This window comes from Fulvivirga ulvae (assembly GCF_021389975.1).
GTDB lineage: Bacteria > Bacteroidota > Bacteroidia > Cytophagales > Cyclobacteriaceae > Fulvivirga > Fulvivirga ulvae.
This window is the reverse complement of record NZ_CP089981.1, coordinates 5,760,565-5,781,957: the sequence shown is the minus strand read 5'-3', so window position 1 is coordinate 5,781,957 and position 21,393 is coordinate 5,760,565. Positions and strand designations below refer to the sequence as shown.

At 41.2% G+C, this 21,393-nt stretch carries 17 protein-coding genes; 9 read left to right on the top strand and 8 right to left on the bottom strand.

The annotated features are described in order from the left end of the window. Positions 1–18 precede the first annotated feature (18 nt). The 3 genes from LVD17_RS24330 to LVD17_RS24320 are packed head-to-tail and all read right to left on the bottom strand — an operon-like array spanning position 19 to position 2,679. Positions 19–711, bottom strand: coding sequence for a transmembrane-type terpene cyclase (locus LVD17_RS24330; RefSeq protein WP_233762242.1), 693 nt, complete (start codon positions 709–711; stop codon positions 19–21). Positions 712–726: 15 nt separating this feature from the next. Then, positions 727–1,377 carry a DUF6989 domain-containing protein gene (locus LVD17_RS24325; RefSeq protein WP_233762240.1) on the bottom strand — a complete coding sequence of 217 codons (651 nt, stop codon included), beginning with the start codon at positions 1,375–1,377 and terminating at the stop codon, positions 727–729. Between the two features lie 12 nt (positions 1,378–1,389). Next, positions 1,390–2,679 (bottom strand): oxygenase MpaB family protein, encoded by a 1,290-nt coding sequence (locus tag LVD17_RS24320; protein WP_233762238.1) that lies wholly within the window; start codon positions 2,677–2,679, stop codon positions 1,390–1,392. 290 nt (positions 2,680–2,969) lie between these two features. Here LVD17_RS24320 and LVD17_RS24315 point away from each other — a divergent pair, with 290 nt between their 5' ends. From LVD17_RS24315 to LVD17_RS24290, 6 genes are all read left to right on the top strand, one after another. Beyond that, positions 2,970–3,161 (top strand): cold-shock protein, encoded by a 192-nt coding sequence (locus tag LVD17_RS24315; RefSeq protein ID WP_202855174.1) that lies wholly within the window; start codon positions 2,970–2,972, stop codon positions 3,159–3,161. Between the two features lie 409 nt (positions 3,162–3,570). Then, on the top strand, positions 3,571–3,768 hold the full coding sequence (locus LVD17_RS24310) for a hypothetical protein (RefSeq protein ID WP_233762235.1): 198 nt from the start codon (positions 3,571–3,573) through the stop codon (positions 3,766–3,768). A gap of 511 nt (positions 3,769–4,279) precedes the next feature. Beyond that, entirely contained in the window at positions 4,280–4,474 is a 195-nt protein-coding gene (locus tag LVD17_RS24305) for a hypothetical protein (RefSeq protein ID WP_233762233.1), read from the top strand. 94 nt (positions 4,475–4,568) lie between these two features. Beyond that, positions 4,569–6,353 (top strand): hypothetical protein, encoded by a 1,785-nt coding sequence (locus LVD17_RS24300; RefSeq protein ID WP_233762232.1) that lies wholly within the window; start codon positions 4,569–4,571, stop codon positions 6,351–6,353. A gap of 756 nt (positions 6,354–7,109) precedes the next feature. Next, positions 7,110–7,814, top strand: coding sequence for a hypothetical protein (locus tag LVD17_RS24295; RefSeq protein ID WP_233762230.1), 705 nt, complete (start codon positions 7,110–7,112; stop codon positions 7,812–7,814). 1,371 nt (positions 7,815–9,185) lie between these two features. Continuing rightward, positions 9,186–13,157 carry a two-component regulator propeller domain-containing protein gene (locus tag LVD17_RS24290; protein ID WP_233762228.1) on the top strand — a complete coding sequence of 1,324 codons (3,972 nt, stop codon included), beginning with the start codon at positions 9,186–9,188 and terminating at the stop codon, positions 13,155–13,157. Positions 13,158–13,215: 58 nt separating this feature from the next. Here LVD17_RS24290 and LVD17_RS24285 read toward each other — a convergent pair whose 3' ends face one another. Together LVD17_RS24285 and LVD17_RS24280 are read right to left on the bottom strand one after the other, a co-directional pair. Further along, positions 13,216–14,832, bottom strand: a complete 1,617-nt coding sequence (locus tag LVD17_RS24285) for an ABC-F family ATP-binding cassette domain-containing protein (RefSeq protein ID WP_233762226.1) — start codon at positions 14,830–14,832, stop codon at positions 13,216–13,218. Between the two features lie 86 nt (positions 14,833–14,918). Next, positions 14,919–16,241 (bottom strand): DEAD/DEAH box helicase, encoded by a 1,323-nt coding sequence (locus LVD17_RS24280; RefSeq protein WP_233762224.1) that lies wholly within the window; start codon positions 16,239–16,241, stop codon positions 14,919–14,921. A 117-nt stretch (positions 16,242–16,358) separates the two neighbouring features. Between LVD17_RS24280 and LVD17_RS24275 the strand changes: the two genes are divergently transcribed. Then, positions 16,359–16,958, top strand: a complete 600-nt coding sequence (locus LVD17_RS24275) for a hypothetical protein (RefSeq protein ID WP_233762222.1) — start codon at positions 16,359–16,361, stop codon at positions 16,956–16,958. An 87-nt stretch (positions 16,959–17,045) separates the two neighbouring features. Beyond that, positions 17,046–17,795 carry a carbon-nitrogen hydrolase family protein gene (locus tag LVD17_RS24270; RefSeq protein WP_233762220.1) on the top strand — a complete coding sequence of 250 codons (750 nt, stop codon included), beginning with the start codon at positions 17,046–17,048 and terminating at the stop codon, positions 17,793–17,795. An 82-nt stretch (positions 17,796–17,877) separates the two neighbouring features. Here the strand turns inward: LVD17_RS24270 and LVD17_RS24265 are convergent, their stop codons facing one another. Beyond that, on the bottom strand, positions 17,878–18,252 hold the full coding sequence (locus tag LVD17_RS24265; protein ID WP_233762218.1) for a DoxX family protein: 375 nt from the start codon (positions 18,250–18,252) through the stop codon (positions 17,878–17,880). An 83-nt stretch (positions 18,253–18,335) separates the two neighbouring features. On the opposite strand from LVD17_RS24265, the gene LVD17_RS24260 reads away from it, so the two are divergent. Further along, the gene (locus LVD17_RS24260; protein ID WP_233762216.1) at positions 18,336–18,683 is read left to right on the top strand and encodes a winged helix-turn-helix transcriptional regulator; all 348 of its coding nucleotides are present in this window, start codon (positions 18,336–18,338) and stop codon (positions 18,681–18,683) included. Between the two features lie 78 nt (positions 18,684–18,761). Here the strand turns inward: LVD17_RS24260 and LVD17_RS24255 are convergent, their stop codons facing one another. Continuing rightward, positions 18,762–20,192 carry an MATE family efflux transporter gene (locus LVD17_RS24255; RefSeq protein ID WP_306415960.1) on the bottom strand — a complete coding sequence of 477 codons (1,431 nt, stop codon included), beginning with the start codon at positions 20,190–20,192 and terminating at the stop codon, positions 18,762–18,764. A 132-nt stretch (positions 20,193–20,324) separates the two neighbouring features. Beyond that, the gene (locus LVD17_RS24250) at positions 20,325–21,311 is read right to left on the bottom strand and encodes an EamA family transporter (protein ID WP_233762214.1); all 987 of its coding nucleotides are present in this window, start codon (positions 21,309–21,311) and stop codon (positions 20,325–20,327) included. Positions 21,312–21,393: the final 82 nt, after the last annotated feature.

Below are 21,393 nucleotides of genomic sequence, written 5' to 3'. Positions count from 1 at the left end.
CAATATAGTCAAAATAGATCAATTCAGGTCACGCATTTTCAATTTGAATGATGCTACATATAATAGATTGAGAATAAACACTATAACGGTTAATAGTTGCAGAAAATACATTTGTGGGTAATGCAGAAAAACGAAGACGCTCATAAGCGCATTCCCCACCATTTTGCACCATGCCGCAGTGAATGAGTATTCATTTCTAAAGCTACTTGATAAATAAAATATAGCATAAAGCGAAGCCATTATTACAGTGATAATGTATGCCGAAGTAGCACCCATAGAAGTGTCATAGCCTTCGATAATAAAAAGATAAAACCCGATGGTCCACAAAATTACACTGGCTATCTCAATAGGTCTGAAATACTTAATGATCATTGGTGTAGAGAGCTGTTTTTGACCATATTTCAGGATCTGGTAGAATATTAACAAATCCATGAAGAACCATACGCGAAGACCCCAAACGAATAGCAAGCCAAGGTCGGTGGTTACCAGAAAAGCCCAGGTAAACTCCCACGCCAGGTTAGAAGCAGCCGCTGGCACCGGCATCTCCACAAACTTATTTTTGAAACCATTTCGTATAATAATGAAATAAACGATAACCCAGAAAATGGTACCTGTAAAAACAAGTGTCAACTCCGTTACAGTATAGTCACAAAAGTTGATTATCGAACTTAGGTCAGGGTATTCCTGACACAGTGTTTGGCTATTGAACATGTTGATTATTAAGTTTTATGGAGCAATGTTATATGCAATGATGGCACTGAGGAGTATCCATAAGCCTTGTACTACCCCCGGAACTATAGCAAATACCAGTTTTTTAGATTGAGTCCATTGGACCAGAAACGGTAATGCCGCTGATAGCAGAGCCTCACAGATAATAATGTAATAAGGAGCATTGAATATCATGGAGCAATCCTTGTAATACCACCAGTTGGCACTTTTGGCGAGATGCTCATAAAGCGGAATGTAAAAGCCACCTGACAATGAAATGACTACTGCAGCTACCCAAATACCCTTCCAGCGCGTGAGTAGTAAGGCATAATAGCCAAGCTGGGTTAAAGCTATGGTCCACGAGATTGGCATGTAGGAAGGAGATGTCCAGATCATACTTTCCCCGGGAGGGTAAACCAGCGTGCCAATGGTGGTTACCGAGTAATGATCTGCAAAAAGCTCCAGTACGCCAGCGACAAAACCAAATAACAGGAGCTTTTGTAAAACAACGTTTTTGGTATAAATAGCATATGCCACATATACAACAAAGGACCCCAGCGTAATGATGTAAACAGAGGTGGTGCCTGCATGTACCATCGAGCTGATAACAGACCAAAGCACCATTATAGTTTGAGTAATAACCACAAACCAGGTAGTTTTCTTATTCATTTATATGCTTGTTTAGATAATGGAATCAGTTTTCTTTTGAATGACCAGGCGCTTCCCGAAAATAGTGGGGGAGAGTATGATACTGTCTTCCCATTTTTCGTGCAGCTTCCAGTCTTTCTGAAGAGACGGAGGGATGTAGAATCGTACATTTTTATGGTCATTATAGTGTAAGAGAAAGCCCTGGAGCAATTTTCTGTTGATCAGGCCACTGATTAGCCTTATCACCACGGAGTGCTCATCCAGCTTGTTGGACTCAATGATAAACAGATTGCAAAGTTTAAACACAATGCGGCTCCGGAGGTCGTGCTCGCCATGCACACCTAAAATCTGGGCAAGGTCCTTGTCAATGGCTTTCGAAATGTCCTGTACAAAATACCAGATCATGTATTCGGGCACTTCATCAAACGCGGTTCCTGGCAGAATATGTTTTAAAAAATTAATGCACGACCTGGTCAGTTCTTTGCCATGCTCTGATTCCGCTGCCTGATGCTTCATGATAGTTACACCCAACTCCCAGCCTTCTTCAAAAGTATCGGGCAGAAATTCTTCGTCAATCCCCATAAGATAACCAATTACCTTCCAGCAATGCATATAGCCCATTGTTTGTTCGTCGGTAAGGCTGATCCCTAATTGTTTAAGTCCTTGCAATACCAGCGGACCAAACGACATCAGTGTGCCTGCCAGGTCTTCCTGGTTAATTGGTTTGCCGTAAAACTCCGTATCCCAGCCTTTAGCGTTATATTTTTCATGCAGCAGGAAATACCTGATAGAGGCGTGTATCAACCTCACTTTCTGTATGGTGACAATACCATTACCTTCAGGTGACATACCCCCGGGAGACAGTGCATTCATGATCATTTGGGCTGTTTCCATTAACCGGCGTGCCAGAGGATCTATCGAACCGCTTCTTTCCGTCAGCCGCCCTGTCATAAAAAGTACCTTGGCCCCTTTACTACAGGCATAGCATAGAGGCAGCGACTTTACATTCAGGATCATCGAGATCTCGGGGCCATAAAGTGTAAAAACTTCCTCTCCCTTTCTCATCAGAGTAGTATTTAACCAGGAGGGAAGGTGGCTTGTTTCTCTAAAGTATGCCGTTACAACTTTGTTTACTTCCCCGGGTAAGGATGAAAAGGTTTCAGCATTAAAACTTGAATTTCTTACAAGGTGAGTGAAGACTTCATTAATTTTTTCTTCGTAACCTGACTCTATGATTGTGGCCACCACGTTGTCGGCTACCGGGTCGGTCTCTGATCGCTTGCTTTCTAAAAAATCATCAGACCATTTTGTGCTATGAGGCATTTAAATATGTGTTGTTAAATCGAGCGACCAATATAATGGATTATAAAATGTGGCGAAACTTTTATATAAGAAATGAAATAATTTATTCTGCGTCCCAGCTATTAAACTATCTCAAACAGAGGAGAATAGCTTTTAATGGGTATATAAGGGAGACTTTTTTCTAAAAAATAATTCTTTGCGGGCAATAACTTTTTATGTAAGGCAGCGTTAAAGCAATAAATAAAAGTCCGTAACTTATGAGAAACGGAAGTTTTTTTAGTTACTTTTGCCACATATTTTAAAATTTAATAATGAAAGAAGGAACAGTAAAATTCTTTAATGAATCTAAAGGTTATGGATTCGTAAAAGATAGCGATGACAACAAAGAATACTTTGTACATGTATCAGGTTTAATTGACGAAATCCGAGAAAATGACGAAGTTACTTTCGACCTTGTAGAAGGAAGAAAGGGTTTGAATGCAGTGAACGTGAAACTTGCTTAATTTATATATAAAGAATATATAGTGCATTTGAAATCAAGCCGGCTTTTTGCCGGCTTTTTTTATGCCTTTTTTTGGGAATGCCCCAAAGTATTGAGGGTAATTGTTTAAATGACAATTATGTTTTGAGCATTGTAAAGGTACATAAAGTGGTTATCGACCAGTATTCTTCAGCTAATTTTAGCAACCGATTAATTTTAAATGCTGGAAAGGAAATTATACGCTTTCGTGCATATTAACTACCGAATGCAATTGATAACAGATAAAATTTCTATGTATATTATTAGATCAAATTGACCGTTTGACCAAACCATTTTATAAGTCTTATAACATTAAGTACAATGAAGCCGCAGCCCGTCTTATAAAATCTCTTTTACTTGTGGTTGGCTATTAATTAGTTTGTTAGTTTGTAATGCAAAGCCATATAAGTGTAGCTGATTCATTACAGCATAATAATGCTTTGAACTGGCTTGCTTATTTGGGCCGTGTATTTGTGCCTGAGCTGCTGCCAGGAACAGAAGAATACCAGCGGGTATTGTATGAATATGAAGAAACCATCAACAGTTTGCCTTTTGTGCAAAACCAGTCAACAAATAACCTAAGTCAATAAACAAAACAACCGCCGCACTTTTGATAGTATTGTTTGCTCTGATGTAAGACAATTGGGCTCATTGTCACATTAAAAACAGTAAACAATCTGATTAACAATATGTTAAAGCTTTGTAAAAGCTATGAGAGTACGGTCTGAGTATGTAAGTAACGGCATTAATTTGCTTTTTTATTAACGGATAATAATAATAGTTTTGAAAACTTTTAAAATGGCCTGTCAAAATTTAACTGGTTCTTTTCCGGTCACGCGATCAGGAAATACCAACGCCTCCACGATAGCAGCCATAGGTTTAAGCATCCCCATATATGATAAATTGGCAAACGCTAATAATAGGCTACGCAACCTGTTATTGGCCTCGAAATGATAATAAAAGATCACAACATGTGAATTATGGAAAACACCAATACTCCCTGGGGAGCCTCCCTCAACAAGTACAGCCTCCTGCTGGAGAGCCTCAATAATCTGATAAAAAACACGACCCTGCTGGGCCGAAGCCTACGAAAGCACCAATATGGACTTTGCGCAGCTCATCTACGAAAACGGCCTCTGCGAGCCGGGGCAGCGTGCCAACCAGCTCGAAGTCTGCGAGTGTGGCTTTGAGCTGATGCACTACAGCATGAAAGGCCACGTAGAACAGCTCCGCCACCTGCGCGAAACCCTGCAACTATTCCTGATCAAAGACCCGGTGAATATACCGGAGAACTGAGCTATACTAATACCGCCCCTATACTTACTTTAATCATTTGTTTCACTTGATTGGTCAGAACACCGGATCAACAATAAACCTTAAATGCTGAATAATGAAAAACAAAACATTACAAGTTTGCATGCTCTTCTTAATCCCTTTTTTATGGCTCTCCTGTACTGAAGAGAAGGTTGTAAAAGAAGCGGTGAACGTAGAAAAAGTCACTTATGAAAACATCAACGCCCGGGAGGATGCTCATTTGATGAATATACTTCAGGGCTTTAACCCTTCAGGCTCATCCAATGGGAGAACACAAAGTTTCGATTTTGGCGAAGTGAAGCTATCAGAGGCCATAAAAGTTGAAAATCCTTACAAAGATATTGTCAGGTATTCGTTGATATTATCAACAGCCCCGGAAGATCCGGGCTTTGAAAATATTGTTTTGAGAGATCATAAGGGGGAGATCTATCCTTATATCACCAGATATGAGCCTGACAAGGGTTGGCTCATGGAAAAGGGCGGAGAATTTGAGACCAGAACATTTACAGGTACCTTAAAAGTGTTGGATATCAACCGGACACTGCTGGTCGAAGTTGCTTTTAACAATGGAAGAGGCACTGAGACAGGAAATTACATCAAAAAGAATGGACGAACGGCGTGTGATGGGGACGGAGGTGGTTCAACAGGCGGCGGAGGTGGCGGCGGCGGATCAGGTTCCGGAACCGGTGGCGGTAATACTGGCGGCGGTACGGGTTCAGGTGGAAGTACCGGAGGCGGCTCCACTGGTGGTGGCGGTTCGACAGGCGGTGGTTCCTCAGGTGGTGGTTCCGCTAGTAGCGGTGGTTCGACAGGTGGGGGAAGCTCCGATTGTGAGTGGGGTACTTCCAGTACCACGGGTGGATTATTTATTGATTGTCGAACTGCTGGTTTAGGACTCTATTTTTTCAGGACAGTCTGCGATGGAGGGGACTTTGACGATATTAATTTATGCGATGATCCTGAGATTGCTGCAACCTATTCTGATGCGTGTGGGGAGGACCCGATTGGTATTTTGGTTGAGAAGAAGATCATTTCTTTTTTAAATAGCATGCTAGCGGAGAATCCCTTTGCTTTAATAGATGATATTTCTTGTGAAGATTTGCAAAAATGGCAGGATGTCGCGACTGCTGAAGTCCCGCAATCCATTATTGACAGATTTGCGGAACTGGAGGAAGGCGACCCGAACATTGTTGACAGCTTCAGTCCATACGACGACTGGCAGGTGCAGGAGTTAGAGGATGCCAGCGGAGTAGTCGTTAATATGGATTATTTCCCCGTAAACGTAACATTACCTGCTGGTACGCCTCCTGAGTTTGTGCTTGAGCAGATTAGAACTGTGCTGATCAATGAACTTAATGGTGCTACATTTACTCCTCATCCCAGCCTATTTGCAGAAGATAATAAATGGTTACATCAGCAAACTTGCGTGGGCAGTGTCTTAAGTATTAGCATGTTTAATGATGGATCAGTAGTTTGCATCCAACATAACGCTTCTAGCTGGACTTTTGCTACTATAACTGACCCCAGAAACTTCACTCATCCTGTTAGTGGTAAAAGAATGTTTGGCTTTGAGAAGCAAGATGATGGTAGCTATACCTTTTATACAAGGGGCGTTGATAGATTAACCGGATTAGGTGAAGCTGGCTTTAGGGAATTAACTATGTTTGCTGTAGAACAGGATATAATGGATCTGGCAAACCCTGTTTGGACTTCTTATCAAAACAAGATAAAAGATTATGTAGAGAGCATTGGTGGCTCTGCGGCAGTCATTGAACCTACAAGAGAAAGGCCTGACTATGACAAACTTGAGAAAGTTCTTTCCGGAGAATTGCCTGTTTCTGAATATAAAGATTGTAACTAATGAAAAACTTATTTTACATTGTCGCCAGCTTGGGGTTTGGCTATGTCTCATACATGGATATCAAATATTGGGAAGGTACTTATGGCTTAGCTACCTTATTTGCATACCAACTGCTAGCTAGCCTGCCATTTATAGGCTTTTGGATATACTTTCTATTCAGGAAAAAAACTGCTTTAAATATTGCTTTAAGCATAGTCAGTTTTATTTTATTTGTTACATCCTGGGTGCTGACATCTTCTATTATAAGTAATATTGAATAGTTAGGTACACGAGGTTGCAACTATAAAATAGAAGACCCGACCTTAAATGATGGTAAAGGTTCTAAAGGGAGAATTGTCTGTATCAGAATATAAGGACTGTAACTAATATTTAATATGACTAAATACTTTCACATAATAACTTCTATTGGATTTATTGGATTTACCATATTTCAAATAGTCAATTGGGATGTGCTAAACCTGGGGTGGATGTCCCTAATAGGCTACTATTTTTTGTTCTCAATGATTTTTGTCATTGCGTGGATAGTTGTAAAGATGGCAAATAGATCCAAACATAAAGCACTTAGTTATTTAAGTTTAATATCCTTTATTATCTCATTTATAGTTATGTCCTTATTTATGAAGCTGCAGGTGGCGACTTTATAGTGAGTAACATACTAATGAAAGAAAAAATCCCAGATGGTACACCTCCAGAGTTTGTGCTTGAGCAGATTAGATATTTCAAACGTAATTAATATTGAATTAAACGGATTAGATAATGACGGAAACTACAAGCCTCAAAAAGGGGTATCAGCAAATTGTCCTGAATAGGTGTTACACTGCTGTTATAGCATTGTTACTGCTTTCTTTGCAACCGTTGGAAGTGGCAGGTCAGAAGTTAATAGGTAATTATGTTACTGAGGATCCGATTCCTGAAGTAACTATTAAATATTCCTTTAATGAGCCTGACCGGTTTACATTTTCTGATCATCATAGTCATAACCATTATTTTGGTCAGGGATATTATCTTATTGATGATGATCAAATTCATCTGTATTATGATAAAAGTTGCGGGGGCGAATATTATTCAGAATATGAGGTACTTACCTCAGTTCAGGCGAAGAAGACTAAACTTTTCTTGGTTGTTACTAATAAAGAGAAGGAGGTTGTGCCACCTGTAATCAAAGTTACTAAACCTGAAACTGGTTACAGTATTCAGGCAACCGGGTATAACACACGAATTGTTGAACTTGATTATGTCTCAATGCAGGACACCTTAAAAATTGGGTGTCCTGGTTATTATCCTCTTGATATACCATTGTATCAGTTTAAATCCCAAGAGGTGGTATTGTTGGTAAATCTTCAAATGGATAATAATGCATACCCAATCAGTGGAACACATGAAAGGCGTAAGTTTAAATTAAATAAAAAGGGATTTCTTATGCAATACGAAGGGGAGATGCGCCAGTTTGTGAAGGAGTGATGACTAATTAAGTGAAGGATTAAATGGGAAATGAAACCTATAAGTGAGTCAGGTTGTGATTAAAATGAGCACTATGAAAAAAGCTGAAAAAATTTTGAAGCGAATAGTCATTATACTTTTTATAATTTGTGGATTGTGTACTCCATCGGTTATACTAATGGAATATAGCTCTATTACATTTGTATTTGGTGTAGTTTTAACCTTTGCTTTCCCGACATTTTTAGCATTTCTATATTTATATCTGGTAATCATAGATTATAATCGAAAGTCTACTGAAATGCTTAAAATAGTCTTTTTTATGTCGACGGTAGTCTATTTACTTGACTTTATGTATGTGAGATACACAAATGCTTTAAATGGCGCAATGATTATAATACCAGCTTTATTAAGCTTGCTAACACTGGTTATAATTGTAATATTTTCAGTTAGAAAACAAAGGAACACCTTTAAATTAATAGCCAAGGAACTGGGTTTTTTATTCTTTAGTATTATGTATACCTTTTTCGCTATTAAATTTCTGCCGGTGCTTTGATATTGGCATTTATCATTCACAACATGGGAAATGGAGGCTCGGCCACGATAATAGAACAAATTAGAGAAGGTATTATCAGGTGAACTGCCTGTTTCTGAATATGAAGATTGTAACTAATGAAAAACTTATTTTATATTATTGGTTGTAATTAGATATGAAAATTCTTAAAGTAATATTTTTTATAGCAACCTTAGCCTATCTGCTATGTTTCATGTATGTCAGGTATAATTATATGCCTGGGTTTGGTACATTAATAATCTATCCAGCGGCAGTCAGTATTGTTAGCCTGTTAGCCATAACTGCCCTTTTTGCATTAAGGTATAGACAGTATGGCATTATGTATATTATCAAAGAATGGGGTTTCTTCTTGTTTAGTGTTTTATTTACAATTCTTGTAGTTAAGGTTCTTCCGACATTTTAAATTAAGGTCAGATAAGCCTGCTCACTGTCGCAGCCAGCAGACTTATCATTTTGAATAGTTTTAAATGACTTAATCGCTGTGGAGATCGAGGTATTATTCACCCTGATGTTAAAGAATTTGAGTTAGACAAAGCATTAAGTGGGGCAGAATGGTGGGCTCAAGGAAAAACAAGTCATCTTTGAATGCGATATTACTTAAATTTGCACCCAACAAGAAAATAACCCTCACCACCTCTCTTTTTAGATTGATTTTCTGGAGATAATACTCTTAATTCCAGCTTTCGATCTCTCTTACTTATGCTTCATTTTATATGTTAAATTATTAACAAACTTATTGCTGACGTGTTCGGGTTTAAAAGAATTAAGAGTATATTTATTATAATAGAAATTGTTTATAAAAAGTTGAGCTTCTTAAATTAATGAAAATCAGACTTTATGCGGGAATAGTTCTGGTAAACCTGTTATTAATCTCTCTGTTTCATGCCACTTTTGCGCAGATAAATGACATCAGGTTTGAAAGGCTGACCATAGATAATGGCCTTTCTCAAAATACAGTCATGTCTATCACCCAGGATGATCAGGGTTTTCTATGGGTAGCCACCCAGGATGGACTCAACAGGTATGACGGGTATGAATTCATTACCTATACCAATGACCTTAAAAACCATAACACACTACTACATAACTATACTACTGAAGTCCTTAATTATGGCCAAAACAGGCTGCTGGTAAGCACTATAGTCGGCCTGGATCTTGTTGATATATCCAGTGACGACTTTACACATCTCAGAGCAGGCAGCGGCACGCAACAGTTATCTGCCAACGATGTCAATTGTATTCTTGTGGATAGTCAGGGAGTGTTATGGGCAGGTACAGCAGACGGTCTCAACAGGATTGACTCTGTAGGAGGTGAGGTGGTATATTTTCGGCATAAAAATAATGACCCTTCCAGCTTAAGTAGTAGTGTAATTACCGCCCTTTTTGAAGACCATGAAAATAATCTTTGGGTAGGCACTGAAGAGGGGTTAAATAAATACTCCCGGCAAAAGGGGAAGTTCCAAAGATATTACCATGCAAATACTCCTAATTCACTAAGTAGCAATTATATAACCTCTATTTATGAGGATAGGCAGAAGCGGCTTTGGATAGGTACACAGAATGGCCTCAATATATATAATCATAAGACGAATGAGTTTGAGCTTTTTGGGAGCGGTTCACATGATCAAAATATTTCTGATAACAGGGTTACGGATATTTTTCAGGATAGCAAAGGGCACATATGGGTGGGTACCAGGAATGGCCTTAACCGGTTGGTGGAAGCAGGTGGTAAAATAACTGTATCCCAATACAAAAAAGATGAGGGTGACCTGAGCAGCCTGAGCAATAACTGGATAACCACTCTATATGAAGACAGGTCTAATGTATTGTGGGTAGGCACATATTTTGGCGGACTAAATAAGTTTGACCTGTATGCTTCTAAATTTAAGACGTTGGAATACAAAGAGAACGATCCAAATTCTTTATCCAGCAATATTGTAAGGGCTATAACCAAGGATCGTGATGGAAATATATGGGTTGGTACAAACCCGGGATTAAATTACGTTGACCGTAAGACAGGGGAGGTTACCCGATTTTTTGGTGATCCCGGCAACTCCAATAGTATGAATGGCAATGTAGTTCGCCGTTTATGCCTCGATAGTGACAATATACTGTGGATAGGCACCAGCGATGGAGGGCTGAGCTGGTACAATACCGTAACAGGTAAATTCAGGCGATTCGAGCCGGACCCGGACGACCCGTATGCTTTTAAGGCAACTGATGTGCGTATGTTTTATGAGGATAGTGACGGAACAATGTGGATAGGGTCTAATGGGAAAGGTCTTTTCAGGTATGAGCGGGGTACAGACCGGTTTATTAACTACAGACCTGACAGCCTGAAAAATTCTATAAGCAGCCTTGAGGTAAATTATGCCATAGATGAAGACCATGACGGGAACCTGTGGATAGGTACCTGGAATGGACTGAATATGTATAATAAGACTACAAACCAATGGACAAACTATTACTATGATCTTAATGACCCGGAAAGCCTTTCCGACAACTATATAAAATCAGTATTGGTTGACCATAACAATACAGTTTGGGTTGCCACTGCCGGCAGGGGATTAAACAAGCTGGTGAATAGGGAAAAGGGGATATTTGAGCATTATACAGTAAATGAAGGACTGGCCAATAATCACACCTATGGTGTTTTGGAAGACGATGATCATTATATATGGGTAAGCACCAATAAAGGTTTGTCACGCCTCAATCCGATCACCGGTACCTTTCGGAACTACGATCGTAACGACGGGTTACAAGCTAATGAATTCAATACAGGATCATTTTACAGGGCGCCTGACGGAGAATTATTTTTCGGTGGAATAAATGGTCTCAACTATTTCAGACCGGAGGAAGTTTTTGATAATGAGACCTTACCACAGGTAGCCATCACAAGCATCAGACTTTTTAACAAGGCTGTTGAGCTTAGGGACTCATCCCAAGGTATTTATCTCGGCAAACATGTCCATTTCATGGATAAACTGCAACTTGCGTATCATCAAAATTCAATAGCTTTTGAATTTGCTGCATTACACTTCTCCAACCCCTCCAAAAATCGCTACGCATATATTTTAGAAGGCTTTGACAAGGAATGGGTCTATACACAAGGTAGCTTACGTTTTGCAAGCTATACCAATGTGCCTCCCGGTGAGTATACATTTAAAATTAAGGCATCAAATAATGATGGTATCTGGAAAATGGAGCCGGCTACCCTCACGCTGATAATAACTCCCCCTTATTGGCAAACATGGTGGTTTAAGCTGCTATCGGGCGCTTTACTTGTAGGACTTGTAATTGGCGTGCACCGGTACAGGGTTTATAATATTAAAGAACAGAAAGGCAGGCTTGAAAAGCTGGTGGAAGAAAGAACAGCGGAGATTGATCATAAAAGCCGCCAGCTTGAGGAGAAAAACAAGAAGCTGATAGCGGCACATGAGCAACTGCAGTTAAAGCAGGAAGAGGTGGTGCTGATCAATGATGAAGTGCTTGCCCAGAATGATGAGATTCTCGCTCAGAATGAAGAGTTGGAAATGCAGAGAAAGCAGTTGGAGAAATCATACAAGAACATTCGTATAATCAGTGAAATAGGCAGGGAAATTTCTTCTATGCTTGACTTTGAAAAGATCATAGTAAAAGTACATGAGCATGTGACTAACTTAATGGATGCCACGGAATTCGGTATAGGTATATATGATGAGGAAAGCGGTAAGATAAATTTTGCCTTGTGCATATTCAAAGGGGAAAGAATGCCTGGCTATGAAACCGAAGTGTCAGGAAACAGGTTTACAAGCTGGGCTGTCAGAAATAAAAAGCCTATATGGTTGGGAAATGCCAGAAATGAATACCAGCAGTACCTTCCATCTATCGAAGAAGTGAAGAATAAGTTGTTAGCATCATTAATGTGTATTCCCCTGCTGGTAGAAGACCGTGTTATCGGAGTGCTGAGCGTGCAAAGCCCTAACGAGAATGACTACTCGCAATATCAATTTGATTTGCTGAGTGCGTTGGCCACCTATATCGCTATCGGGCTTGATAATTCCAATGCTTATAAAACACTGGAAGCTAAGGTAGATGAGCGCACACGTGACCTGAATGATGCTTATAGTCAATTGGTGACTACCAATAAAAACTTTGATGAGTTTGCGTACCGCTCGGCCCATGACCTTCGGGGCCCGCTGGCCAGGATACTTGGCTTATGCCACCTCGGGCAGCTGGAGGTGAAGGATAAGAAGGGACTCGAATTTTTGAACTTCCTGGAGAAAGTAGCATTTGAAATGGACCATATGCTGGGCAGGCTGCTGCGTACACACCAAAATAAGAAAACCCCTGTGACCAAAAGTCTGCTGGATATTGAGGCTATTTTGGATCAGATTATTAAGTCTATCACCAAGACTGAGGAGCTCCATCACATTAAATTTGAATATGATATCGATGCGGAAATAAGCCTGCGGTCAGATCAATTTCTCTTCAGAATATTGCTCGAAAATATTATACTCAACGCTGTTCAGTTTCAGGACCCCGATCAAAAGAATAAATGGGTTAAAATAGGTGTTGCCCGCGGCCAAGCCCCAGGACAGGTGGTAATATCCGTTACAGACAACGGTATTGGAATCCCTGCCCAGCAAAGAGAGCGGGTTTTTGACATGTTTTTTGTTGGTTCCGAAGCCTCCAAAGGTTCCGGGCTCGGTCTTTATGAATCCAAATTAATTGCTGACAGGCTTGGGGGAATGGTAAGTATCAAACAGTGTAATGAAGGTCTTACTGTATTTGAGGTGGTTATGAACAAATAAAACTATGAATTTAACCATGCCCGGGTTGCCGGTCATGGTTAAATTCATTATAATATCTTTATGCCATCAGAGACTCTCTCTGCGACGCCACTTGCTCGCTTGAAATGTAGTCATCATAGGTCATAAGCTTATCCATAAAACCATTAGGTGTAAGCTCTATGATCCTGTTGGCAACAGTCTGGGTAAACTCATGATCATGTGATGTGAACAAGACTGTACCCGGGAAGTCTTTCAAAGCATTGTTAAAAGCCGTGATAGATTCTAGGTCAAGGTGGTTGGTAGGTTCGTCGAGTATCAGCAGGTTGGCACTGGCCAGCATCATCCGTGATATCATACACCTTACTTTTTCACCACCGGAAAGTACATTGCATTTTTTTAGGGTTTCTTCACCTGTAAAGAGCATTTTTCCAAGAAACCCACGGATAAATATTTCATCCTTTTCGTCATCAGAGTACTGCCTTAGCCAGTCTATAAGGTTTTCATTGCTTTTAAAGTACTTCTCATTTTCGTTGGGCAAATAAGCCGTTGTGATGGTCTGACCAAACTTGAACTCTCCGGAATCAGCTTTTTCTTCCCCCATCAGAATGCGAAAAAGAGTAGAGATGGCGAGACTATCCTTGCCAATAAAAGCGATCTTATCTCCTTTGTTAACAAAAATATCCAGGTCTTTGATAAGAGAGCGTCCATCTATCTTTTTATTCAGCCCTTCTATTTGAAGTATCTGGTCTCCGGCCTCACGTTTCTGATTGAAGATGATTGCGGGATAACGTCTGTTTGAAGGCTGAATATCTTCAACATTGATCTTGTCGAGAAGCTTCCTTCGGCTGGTAGCCTGCTTGGATTTGGAAGCATTGGCACTAAAGCGTGCGATAAACTCTTGCAGTTCTTTTTTCTTTTCTTCAGCTTTCTTGTTAGCAGCAGAGCGCTGGCTTAACGCTAACTGACTGGACTGATACCAGAATGAATAGTTACCGGTAAATAATTTGATGGCACCAAAATCAATATCGGCGATATGGGTGCATACAGTATCTAAAAAGTGACGGTCGTGAGATACTACGATCACTGTATTTTTAAAATCAAGAAGAAAATCTTCCAGCCAGCTTACCGTATGGATGTCAAGGTCATTGGTAGGTTCATCCAGGATCAGGATGTCAGGGTTACCGAAGAGGGCCTGAGATAAAAGTACCCTTACTTTCTGACTACCAGTCAGGTCTTTCATCAGGTTATAATGCTCTGATTCGTCGATACCCAGGCCGCTTAAAAGCGCAGCAGCATCAGACTCCGCATTCCAACCATCCATCTCGGCAAACTCAGCTTCCAGCTCAGAAGCTTTAATACCGTCTTCTTCAGAAAAATCGGGCTTGGCATAGATCTCGTCCTTTTCCTTCATGATCTTCCATAACTTGGTATGGCCCATCATTACGGTATCCAATACCGTGAACTCGTCAAATTCAAAGTGGTTCTGCTTGAGCACGGCCATCCTCTTGCCGGGCTCAATAGTTACATTCCCGGAGTTCGGAGTTATATCTCCTGAAAGTATCTTTAAAAAGGTGGATTTTCCGGCTCCGTTGGCTCCAATAACACCGTAGCAGTTGCCTGCACTGAATTTGATGTTTACTTCGTCAAAAAGGACTCTCTTACCGTATTGTAGAGAAACATTGTTTGCTGCGATCATACCATTCTCGAATTTAAGGCTGCAAAGTTAGCTAAATAATTACCCTAAAACTAAGAATACTTTAAATTGGTTCTGTTTACCTGAAATTACCGGGCTACCTGGATACGCAGCTTTTGCCTCTTTACCTTTTGGTTGTTTACCTTTGGGAGTATGGCCTTTACCTGATTGCGTTTTACCGCAGCATAGGCATACTGGTCTTTGACTTCGATCAGACCAAGATCATCTTTTTGGAGTCCTCCTGTTTTCAGGAAAAGACCCACAATGTCAACTTTATTGATCTTATCCTTTTTACCGGCACTAATGAATAACGTTTCCCACTCAGGTGCTTCCGGAACTCCGGCATCAATACTGAGCGACATTACGCGCAGGTCATGGCTAATATAGGCTGGTATTTCATTATTTTCGGTTGTTACCAGGTAAGCAGTGCCACTGGTCTTCATCCTGGCCGTTCTTCCGTTGCGATGGATGAAGGCATCTTCCCCGACAGGAAGCTGATAATGAATAATATGCCTGATCTGCGGGATATCAAGGCCTCTTGCAGCCAGGTCAGTAGTTATCAATACATAGTGACTCCCGTTTCTGAATTTTAAAAGTGCCCGTTCGCGCTCCTCCTGGTCCATGCCGCCATGAAATACCTCATGGATGATACTCCTTTCGAAGAGCAGATCACTGATCCTGTCAACGGCTTCTCTATGATTGCAAAAAACAAGCATAGGCTGAGCCCCAATATTGCAAATCAGTTGAAAAAGCGTTTCAAGTTTACTTGCCGAGTCAGTTGGAATATTCACCAGTTCGATATCCGGTGCCGGATGTTGTGACAGGTGATTGATCACTACCGGATCTGAAAAACCGACAAAGTCAGGGATATTCTTCATTTCAGTGGCCGAAGTTAAAATCCGGCTTTTTAAATGAGGGATACGCCGAATAATGGATTGCATATCCTCCTCAAAACCCAGTTCCAAAGATTTGTCAAACTCATCCAGGACTACAGTACGGATCTGTTTCGTTTCAAAACTTTTCCTGTTAAGATGATCAGCAATTCTGCCAGGTGTGCCGATCAGGATAGCAGGAGGGTGTAGCAGGTTATTGGTTTCTGTTTTAAAAGAATGGCCTCCATAACAGCAATTAACCTTAAAACCAGTACTCATGGTTTTAAACACCTGCTCCAGTTGAAGGGCCAGCTCGCGTGAGGGAACCAGTATTAATATTTGTACGGCTTCTGATTCTGACTGGAGTTGGTTTAAGGCAGGAAGCAAAAAGGCTAGTGTTTTACCGGTTCCCGTAGGCGCCAGCAGCATCATATCCTTTTCAGGTTTATACTGCTCCAGAGAAGCTTGCTGAATACTGTTAAGTTCTTTGATTTTCAGAGGGATGAGGTACTTCTCTATTTCGGGGTTGTTGATCTTCATTCCTCAAAGGTATGGAGAACAGTACACAATATAACTTATTTGGTATGATTGAGAACGATTAATTTTGGCACAACCTGTGAAAAAACACTTGGGCACGCTTCTTGAAGATGTAGGGTTATGAATAATGGAGCCATAGCCATACAAAACTATCCTCAGGAAATTGACCTTGAGCAGTTTTCCAAAAATAAGGTTATTCCTGATACCCTGAGAAGAGAGATTTTAACAGCTTTGTCCTATTACCCGGAGCTGAAGAATACCAGGATACACTTTGTGTTTAAAGACAACATCAGGAAATCATTTATGCAGGCTCAACCGCTGGTCAGGACAATGCTTAAAAGCAGGGGACAACGGGAGTATGTGATTTTTATCAGCCACTATTTTAGGATCGGCCATGAAAAAATATTTATTCATTCAGTTCCATTTGGAGTTATTGTAGGCTGGCTGGGTCATGAGCTGGGTCATGTAATGGATTATAAAGACAGGAGCTTCTTCTCATTACTCAAGTTTGGTTTCGGCTACATACTAAGTAAAGCATATCTCATAGGAGCGGAACGTGTGGCAGACACGTATGCTATTCAACACGGTCTTGCCGGGAGGATAATCGAAACCAAAAATTATATATTAAACCATGCTGATCTTCCCGAAAGATATAAAAGTAAAATAAGAAGGCTGTACATGCCACCGGAAGAGGTGATGCTTATGGTAGAAGCCAGATAACTTCCTCCTGAAAAATAAATTTTGACTCTTGTGGTTTCCTGATCCGAAATAATGTTTTATTTCGCCCGAAATACAAACCACTCAATCATGATCATAGCAGCGGCACAAACGGTACCCGTGAGAGGGGACATACCTGCCAACCTAGAACGGCACTACGAATTGATAAGGGAAGCATCTGAACATGGTGTACAGCTCATTGCTTTTCCCGAACTTTCAATTACCGGATACGAAAGAGAGCTGGCTCATAAATACAGCTTCACTCCTGACGATAGCAGGCTGGATAAACTACGCCAGCTTTCACAACAGCACCATATGATCATAATAGCAGGGGCTCCGGTATATACCCATGGCTTGTTGTTTATAGGATCATTTGTCATTTTGCCTGACGGCCAATTAGCCTTATATACCAAGCAATTCTTACACGAGGGAGAAGATGAGTTTTTTGCTTCAAGTTTTGATCATGATCCTGTTATATCCCTTGAAGGGGAAACCATTCGTTTGGCAATATGTGCAGACATCGAAAACAGAAAGCATCCTGAGAAAGCAGCGAAAAAAAATGCAAGCTTTTATATAGCCAGTATATTTTATTCGCCGGGAGGTATTGCTGGTGCGCACAGACTATTAAGTGAATATGCCTCCGGTTACCAGATGCCTGTTTTGATGTCGAATTTTGGAGGCGCCTCCTGGGGGAGTCCTTCAGGAGGGCAAAGCGCATTCTGGGACAAACACGGAGGTCTTGTTACCGAAGCCTCGGTTTCAGGTGAAGAGCTCATTATATCAGAAAGGATTAGCGGACAATGGCAGGGGAAAGTAATTACCGTGGGTAGCTCTGCATAGGAGGGTAATTATCGGGACAAAGATGGGAACTTAGGCAGAGTTGACAGTTCAGCGATAACTGCCAACTCTGATAAAGAACAGCTTATAGGGCTATTTTAAAATACTTGTCAGTAGCCAGCAGGATTAATGACGAAAAACAGCCAAAAAGCGCTGCGTAATAATGCTCATACTCATGGTGAGCAAAGTGCACCATCAAAGCCCCAACGGCAAACGGGAAAAGCCATAGAACTGCTATGTTTTTAACTTCATGGAACCACAGGCCTACCAATAATCCAACCACACCCAGAAGTTCTCCATAACCAATCAGCAGCGTCCAGGTTTTGTTAAACCCGAGAGAGTCCATACTGATCATCATACTTTCTTTCTGAAAAACTTTGAACAGGCTGGCATAGCCAAAAAGATAAACATAATACGCATATACGATCCAGTGTACTACTTGAATTAAGAGTTTCATCATGTGTTTTTGTTGTAAAGGTTATTCAGTACCTTTATATAATCAAGTACCTACTTAATTGTAGGGTACCTACTAATTTGTAAGAAATGAGAAAAAAATCTTCTACGAACACTCTAAATAAGAAGAATCTTGAGGCAGACTGCGGCATGGCTTATACTATGGCCATATTAAGTGGTCGGTGGAAGCTCAGCATCCTTGCATTTCTGATTGATGGTAAACTCAGGTACGGTGAATTGAAAAAGAAACTGCCGGCTATTTCTGAGCGGATGCTCATCACCCAGCTTAAGGAACTTCAGGCTGATGGTTTAATTACACGCATTGCCTATCCTGAGATACCTCCGAGAGTGGAGTATCAGCTTACTGAAAAAGGAGCTACGCTAAAGAGTATCCTTATAGAGTTGGAAAAGTGGGGTGAGCTGCATAAAGAAGGTTAGTGCCAGTTGAGTTAAGGCCTTTTATAAGTTATGGAAACCAGGTAAAAGCCTTAACTCAAATAGCGTGTGAAATGAATATTATACAGTAGCCAGCTTCCAGCGTCCTCGTTTGAAGAGATACAGGGTAAACAGGGCTACAGAAGTTTCGGAGAAGAATACTCCCCAGAAAACACCCGAATGTTCCCATCCCAATGAAATAGCAAGAAAATAAGAAAGAGGGATCTGTATAAGCCAGAAAAACACCAGGTTAATCATTGTAGGCGTTTTTGTATCGCCTGCACCATTGAAAGCCTGTGTAGCTACCATCCACCAGCCATATACAAAGTAGGAGTAAGACAGTATTTTGAGCCACTCGGCACCAATTTCGATGACTTGCCGATCTTCTGTAAACAGGCTGATAAGAGAACGGTTATAAGCGAAATAGATCAGCGATACTACGATAAGAAAGATCATATTGTAAAAACCGATCTTCCAGACGGACTTTTCCGCTCTATCCGGGTTCCCCGCTCCAAGATTTTGACCAACTAAAGTAGCCGCCGCGTTAGACAGACCCCATGCAGGCATAAGGGTAAACAGCATGATTCTCATAGCAATGGTGGCACCTGCCACAGCCTCACTACTTATACCTGCCAGTATTCTCATCAGAAATATCCAGGAGGTCATGGCCACGATCATCTGGCCGACACCGCCAAGAGAGGTACGTATTATGCCCATCAGTATTTTTGCGTTCCAGGCTATGTGTTCCAGTGTGATACGGATGTGCTTTCCACCTTTCACCAGCACCCAGACCTGGGTAGCAACACCTACACCACGGCCTATGGTGGTAGCAATGGCGGCGCCCTCAATACCCAGAGCAGGCACCGGCCCCCAGCCAAGTATAAGCATGGGGTCAAGTATAATGTTTATACCATTGGCGATCCATAACACACGCATGGCTATGGCGGCGTCGCCAGCTCCACGAAATACCGCATTGATTACAAACAAGAGAACAATTATGGCATTTCCGCCTAGCATCCATCTTGTATACTTGTAGCCATGGGTAATGCTCCACTCATCAGCTCCCATGAGCATCAGCAGGTCTTTTGAAAAGAAAATTCCTGCTATGGAAAAAGGCAGAGAAATTAACACGGCAATAAAGATCGACTGAACAGCAGCCGTGGCGGCTCCTTCCTTATTTTTTTCACCTGTCCGTCGGGCCACAGTTGCTGTAATTGCCATAGATAAGCCCATAGCAATAGAATACAGCAGGAATAGGTAGGTTTCCGTAAGGCCAACTGTAGCCACAGCTGATGCTCCCAGTTTACCTACAAAATATATATCTACTACGGCGAAGGTAGACTCCATCACCAACTCCAGTATCATGGGCACGGCCAGCAGGAAAATCGCTTTTCTTAAACTGATCTGGGTATAGTCGGCCTCAGTGCCCCGAATGGCATCTTTAAGTGCCAGCCATATCGATCGTTTGTTCAGAGACCTTTGTTTGGGGATATTTAAATTTTCGCTTTCCATTATAGCTTTTTATTAGGGGTTTATTGCTATTACAAAAGTAGTTACTCCATAAAAGACCAACCCGTGCCGTGTCTGACAAATTAGGGGGTGGATTGCGACATTACGTATTGGTATAAACGTAATTTGGCGTAACTATGATTTCAATTTCATTACAGGTTCGATTTCAGGCTCACCTTCTTCTGCCTCGATGCTTTTCGATTGTACCTGGCTTTTGGTAATATTCACCAGTATGGCACTGCCCAAAATAACCACCATGCCTATGAGCTGGTATCTGGTGATCACTTCTTCTGCAAGGTACCAGCCCAGGAGCACTGCCACCACCGGATTGATATAAGCATAAGTGCTGACAATGGCCGAAGGCATCTTGGTAAGGAGCCAGGTATAGGCAATAAAGGCAATTATGGATCCCGCAATGGCAAGGTAAATGACTGATAGCCAACCCTTGTAAGTAACTGCTGAGATATCAAAACCCGCCAGCTCACCCGTGGAAAAACTAATAAAAAGGCATATAAAGGATGCCATAAGAAGCTGCCATGCCAGGTTTGAATACATTGACCCCGGAGCAGGGTTACTGCGGTTGTACAAGGTGCCTACCACCCAGCAAATAGCTCCGATCAGCACAGCAAGTGAGCCGTATAGTTGCAGAAGGGCAGTTTCAGAAAAAGCAGATGCACTTAGAGTGTCTTTGAAAAGAAGCAGGATACCCAGAAATCCCAATACCACACCCGTAATAATGAATGGATTGGAAAAGTAGTTCTTCCAATTGCTCTTATCCATGATCACAAACCAGATCGGTAGTGTTGCCGACAGTATGGAGGCGTAACCTGAAGCAATATATTGCTCCGACCAGATCAAAAGCCCCTGGCCACCGGCCAGCACAATCAGACCCAGAATGGCATTCTTCATAATGGACCTGGCCGAAGGCAGCTTTTCTTTTTTATACAGACAGTATCCGGCCAGCATTACGCCAGCAATGATAAAGCGTATAGAGGCCATAAGAAACGGAGGCAACTCTTCAAGGCCGATGGATATGACCAGGTAAGTAGTGCCCCATATAAGATAAATAGCCGCAAAAGACAAAATAATAAGCAACTTGCCGGTGTATTGAAGTTTTCGCATCGGTTAATAGTCAGGCATTTAATGTGGGTTGAATATAGAGGTATTCAACGTAGAAGGCTTAAATAGGATATTGATAATTTTT

Coding starts and splice junctions, on each gene's coding strand:
- LVD17_RS24285 (WP_233762226.1), bottom strand. CDS start 14,832: ATGATCGCAGCAAACAATGTTTCTCTACAATACGGTAAGAGAGTCCTT.
- LVD17_RS24310 (WP_233762235.1), top strand. CDS start 3,571: ATGCAAAGCCATATAAGTGTAGCTGATTCATTACAGCATAATAATGCT.
- LVD17_RS24300 (WP_233762232.1), top strand. CDS start 4,569: ATGAAAAACAAAACATTACAAGTTTGCATGCTCTTCTTAATCCCTTTT.
- LVD17_RS24295 (WP_233762230.1), top strand. CDS start 7,110: ATGACGGAAACTACAAGCCTCAAAAAGGGGTATCAGCAAATTGTCCTG.
- LVD17_RS24260 (WP_233762216.1), top strand. CDS start 18,336: ATGAGAAAAAAATCTTCTACGAACACTCTAAATAAGAAGAATCTTGAG.
- LVD17_RS24270 (WP_233762220.1), top strand. CDS start 17,046: ATGATCATAGCAGCGGCACAAACGGTACCCGTGAGAGGGGACATACCT.
- LVD17_RS24255 (WP_306415960.1), bottom strand. CDS start 20,192: ATGGAAAGCGAAAATTTAAATATCCCCAAACAAAGGTCTCTGAACAAA.
- LVD17_RS24265 (WP_233762218.1), bottom strand. CDS start 18,252: ATGATGAAACTCTTAATTCAAGTAGTACACTGGATCGTATATGCGTAT.
- LVD17_RS24275 (WP_233762222.1), top strand. CDS start 16,359: ATGAATAATGGAGCCATAGCCATACAAAACTATCCTCAGGAAATTGAC.
- LVD17_RS24330 (WP_233762242.1), bottom strand. CDS start 711: ATGTTCAATAGCCAAACACTGTGTCAGGAATACCCTGACCTAAGTTCG.
- LVD17_RS24325 (WP_233762240.1), bottom strand. CDS start 1,377: ATGAATAAGAAAACTACCTGGTTTGTGGTTATTACTCAAACTATAATG.
- LVD17_RS24320 (WP_233762238.1), bottom strand. CDS start 2,679: ATGCCTCATAGCACAAAATGGTCTGATGATTTTTTAGAAAGCAAGCGA.
- LVD17_RS24315 (WP_202855174.1), top strand. CDS start 2,970: ATGAAAGAAGGAACAGTAAAATTCTTTAATGAATCTAAAGGTTATGGA.
- LVD17_RS24305 (WP_233762233.1), top strand. CDS start 4,280: ATGGACTTTGCGCAGCTCATCTACGAAAACGGCCTCTGCGAGCCGGGG.
- LVD17_RS24280 (WP_233762224.1), bottom strand. CDS start 16,241: ATGAAGATCAACAACCCCGAAATAGAGAAGTACCTCATCCCTCTGAAA.
- LVD17_RS24250 (WP_233762214.1), bottom strand. CDS start 21,311: ATGCGAAAACTTCAATACACCGGCAAGTTGCTTATTATTTTGTCTTTT.
- LVD17_RS24290 (WP_233762228.1), top strand. CDS start 9,186: ATGAAAATCAGACTTTATGCGGGAATAGTTCTGGTAAACCTGTTATTA.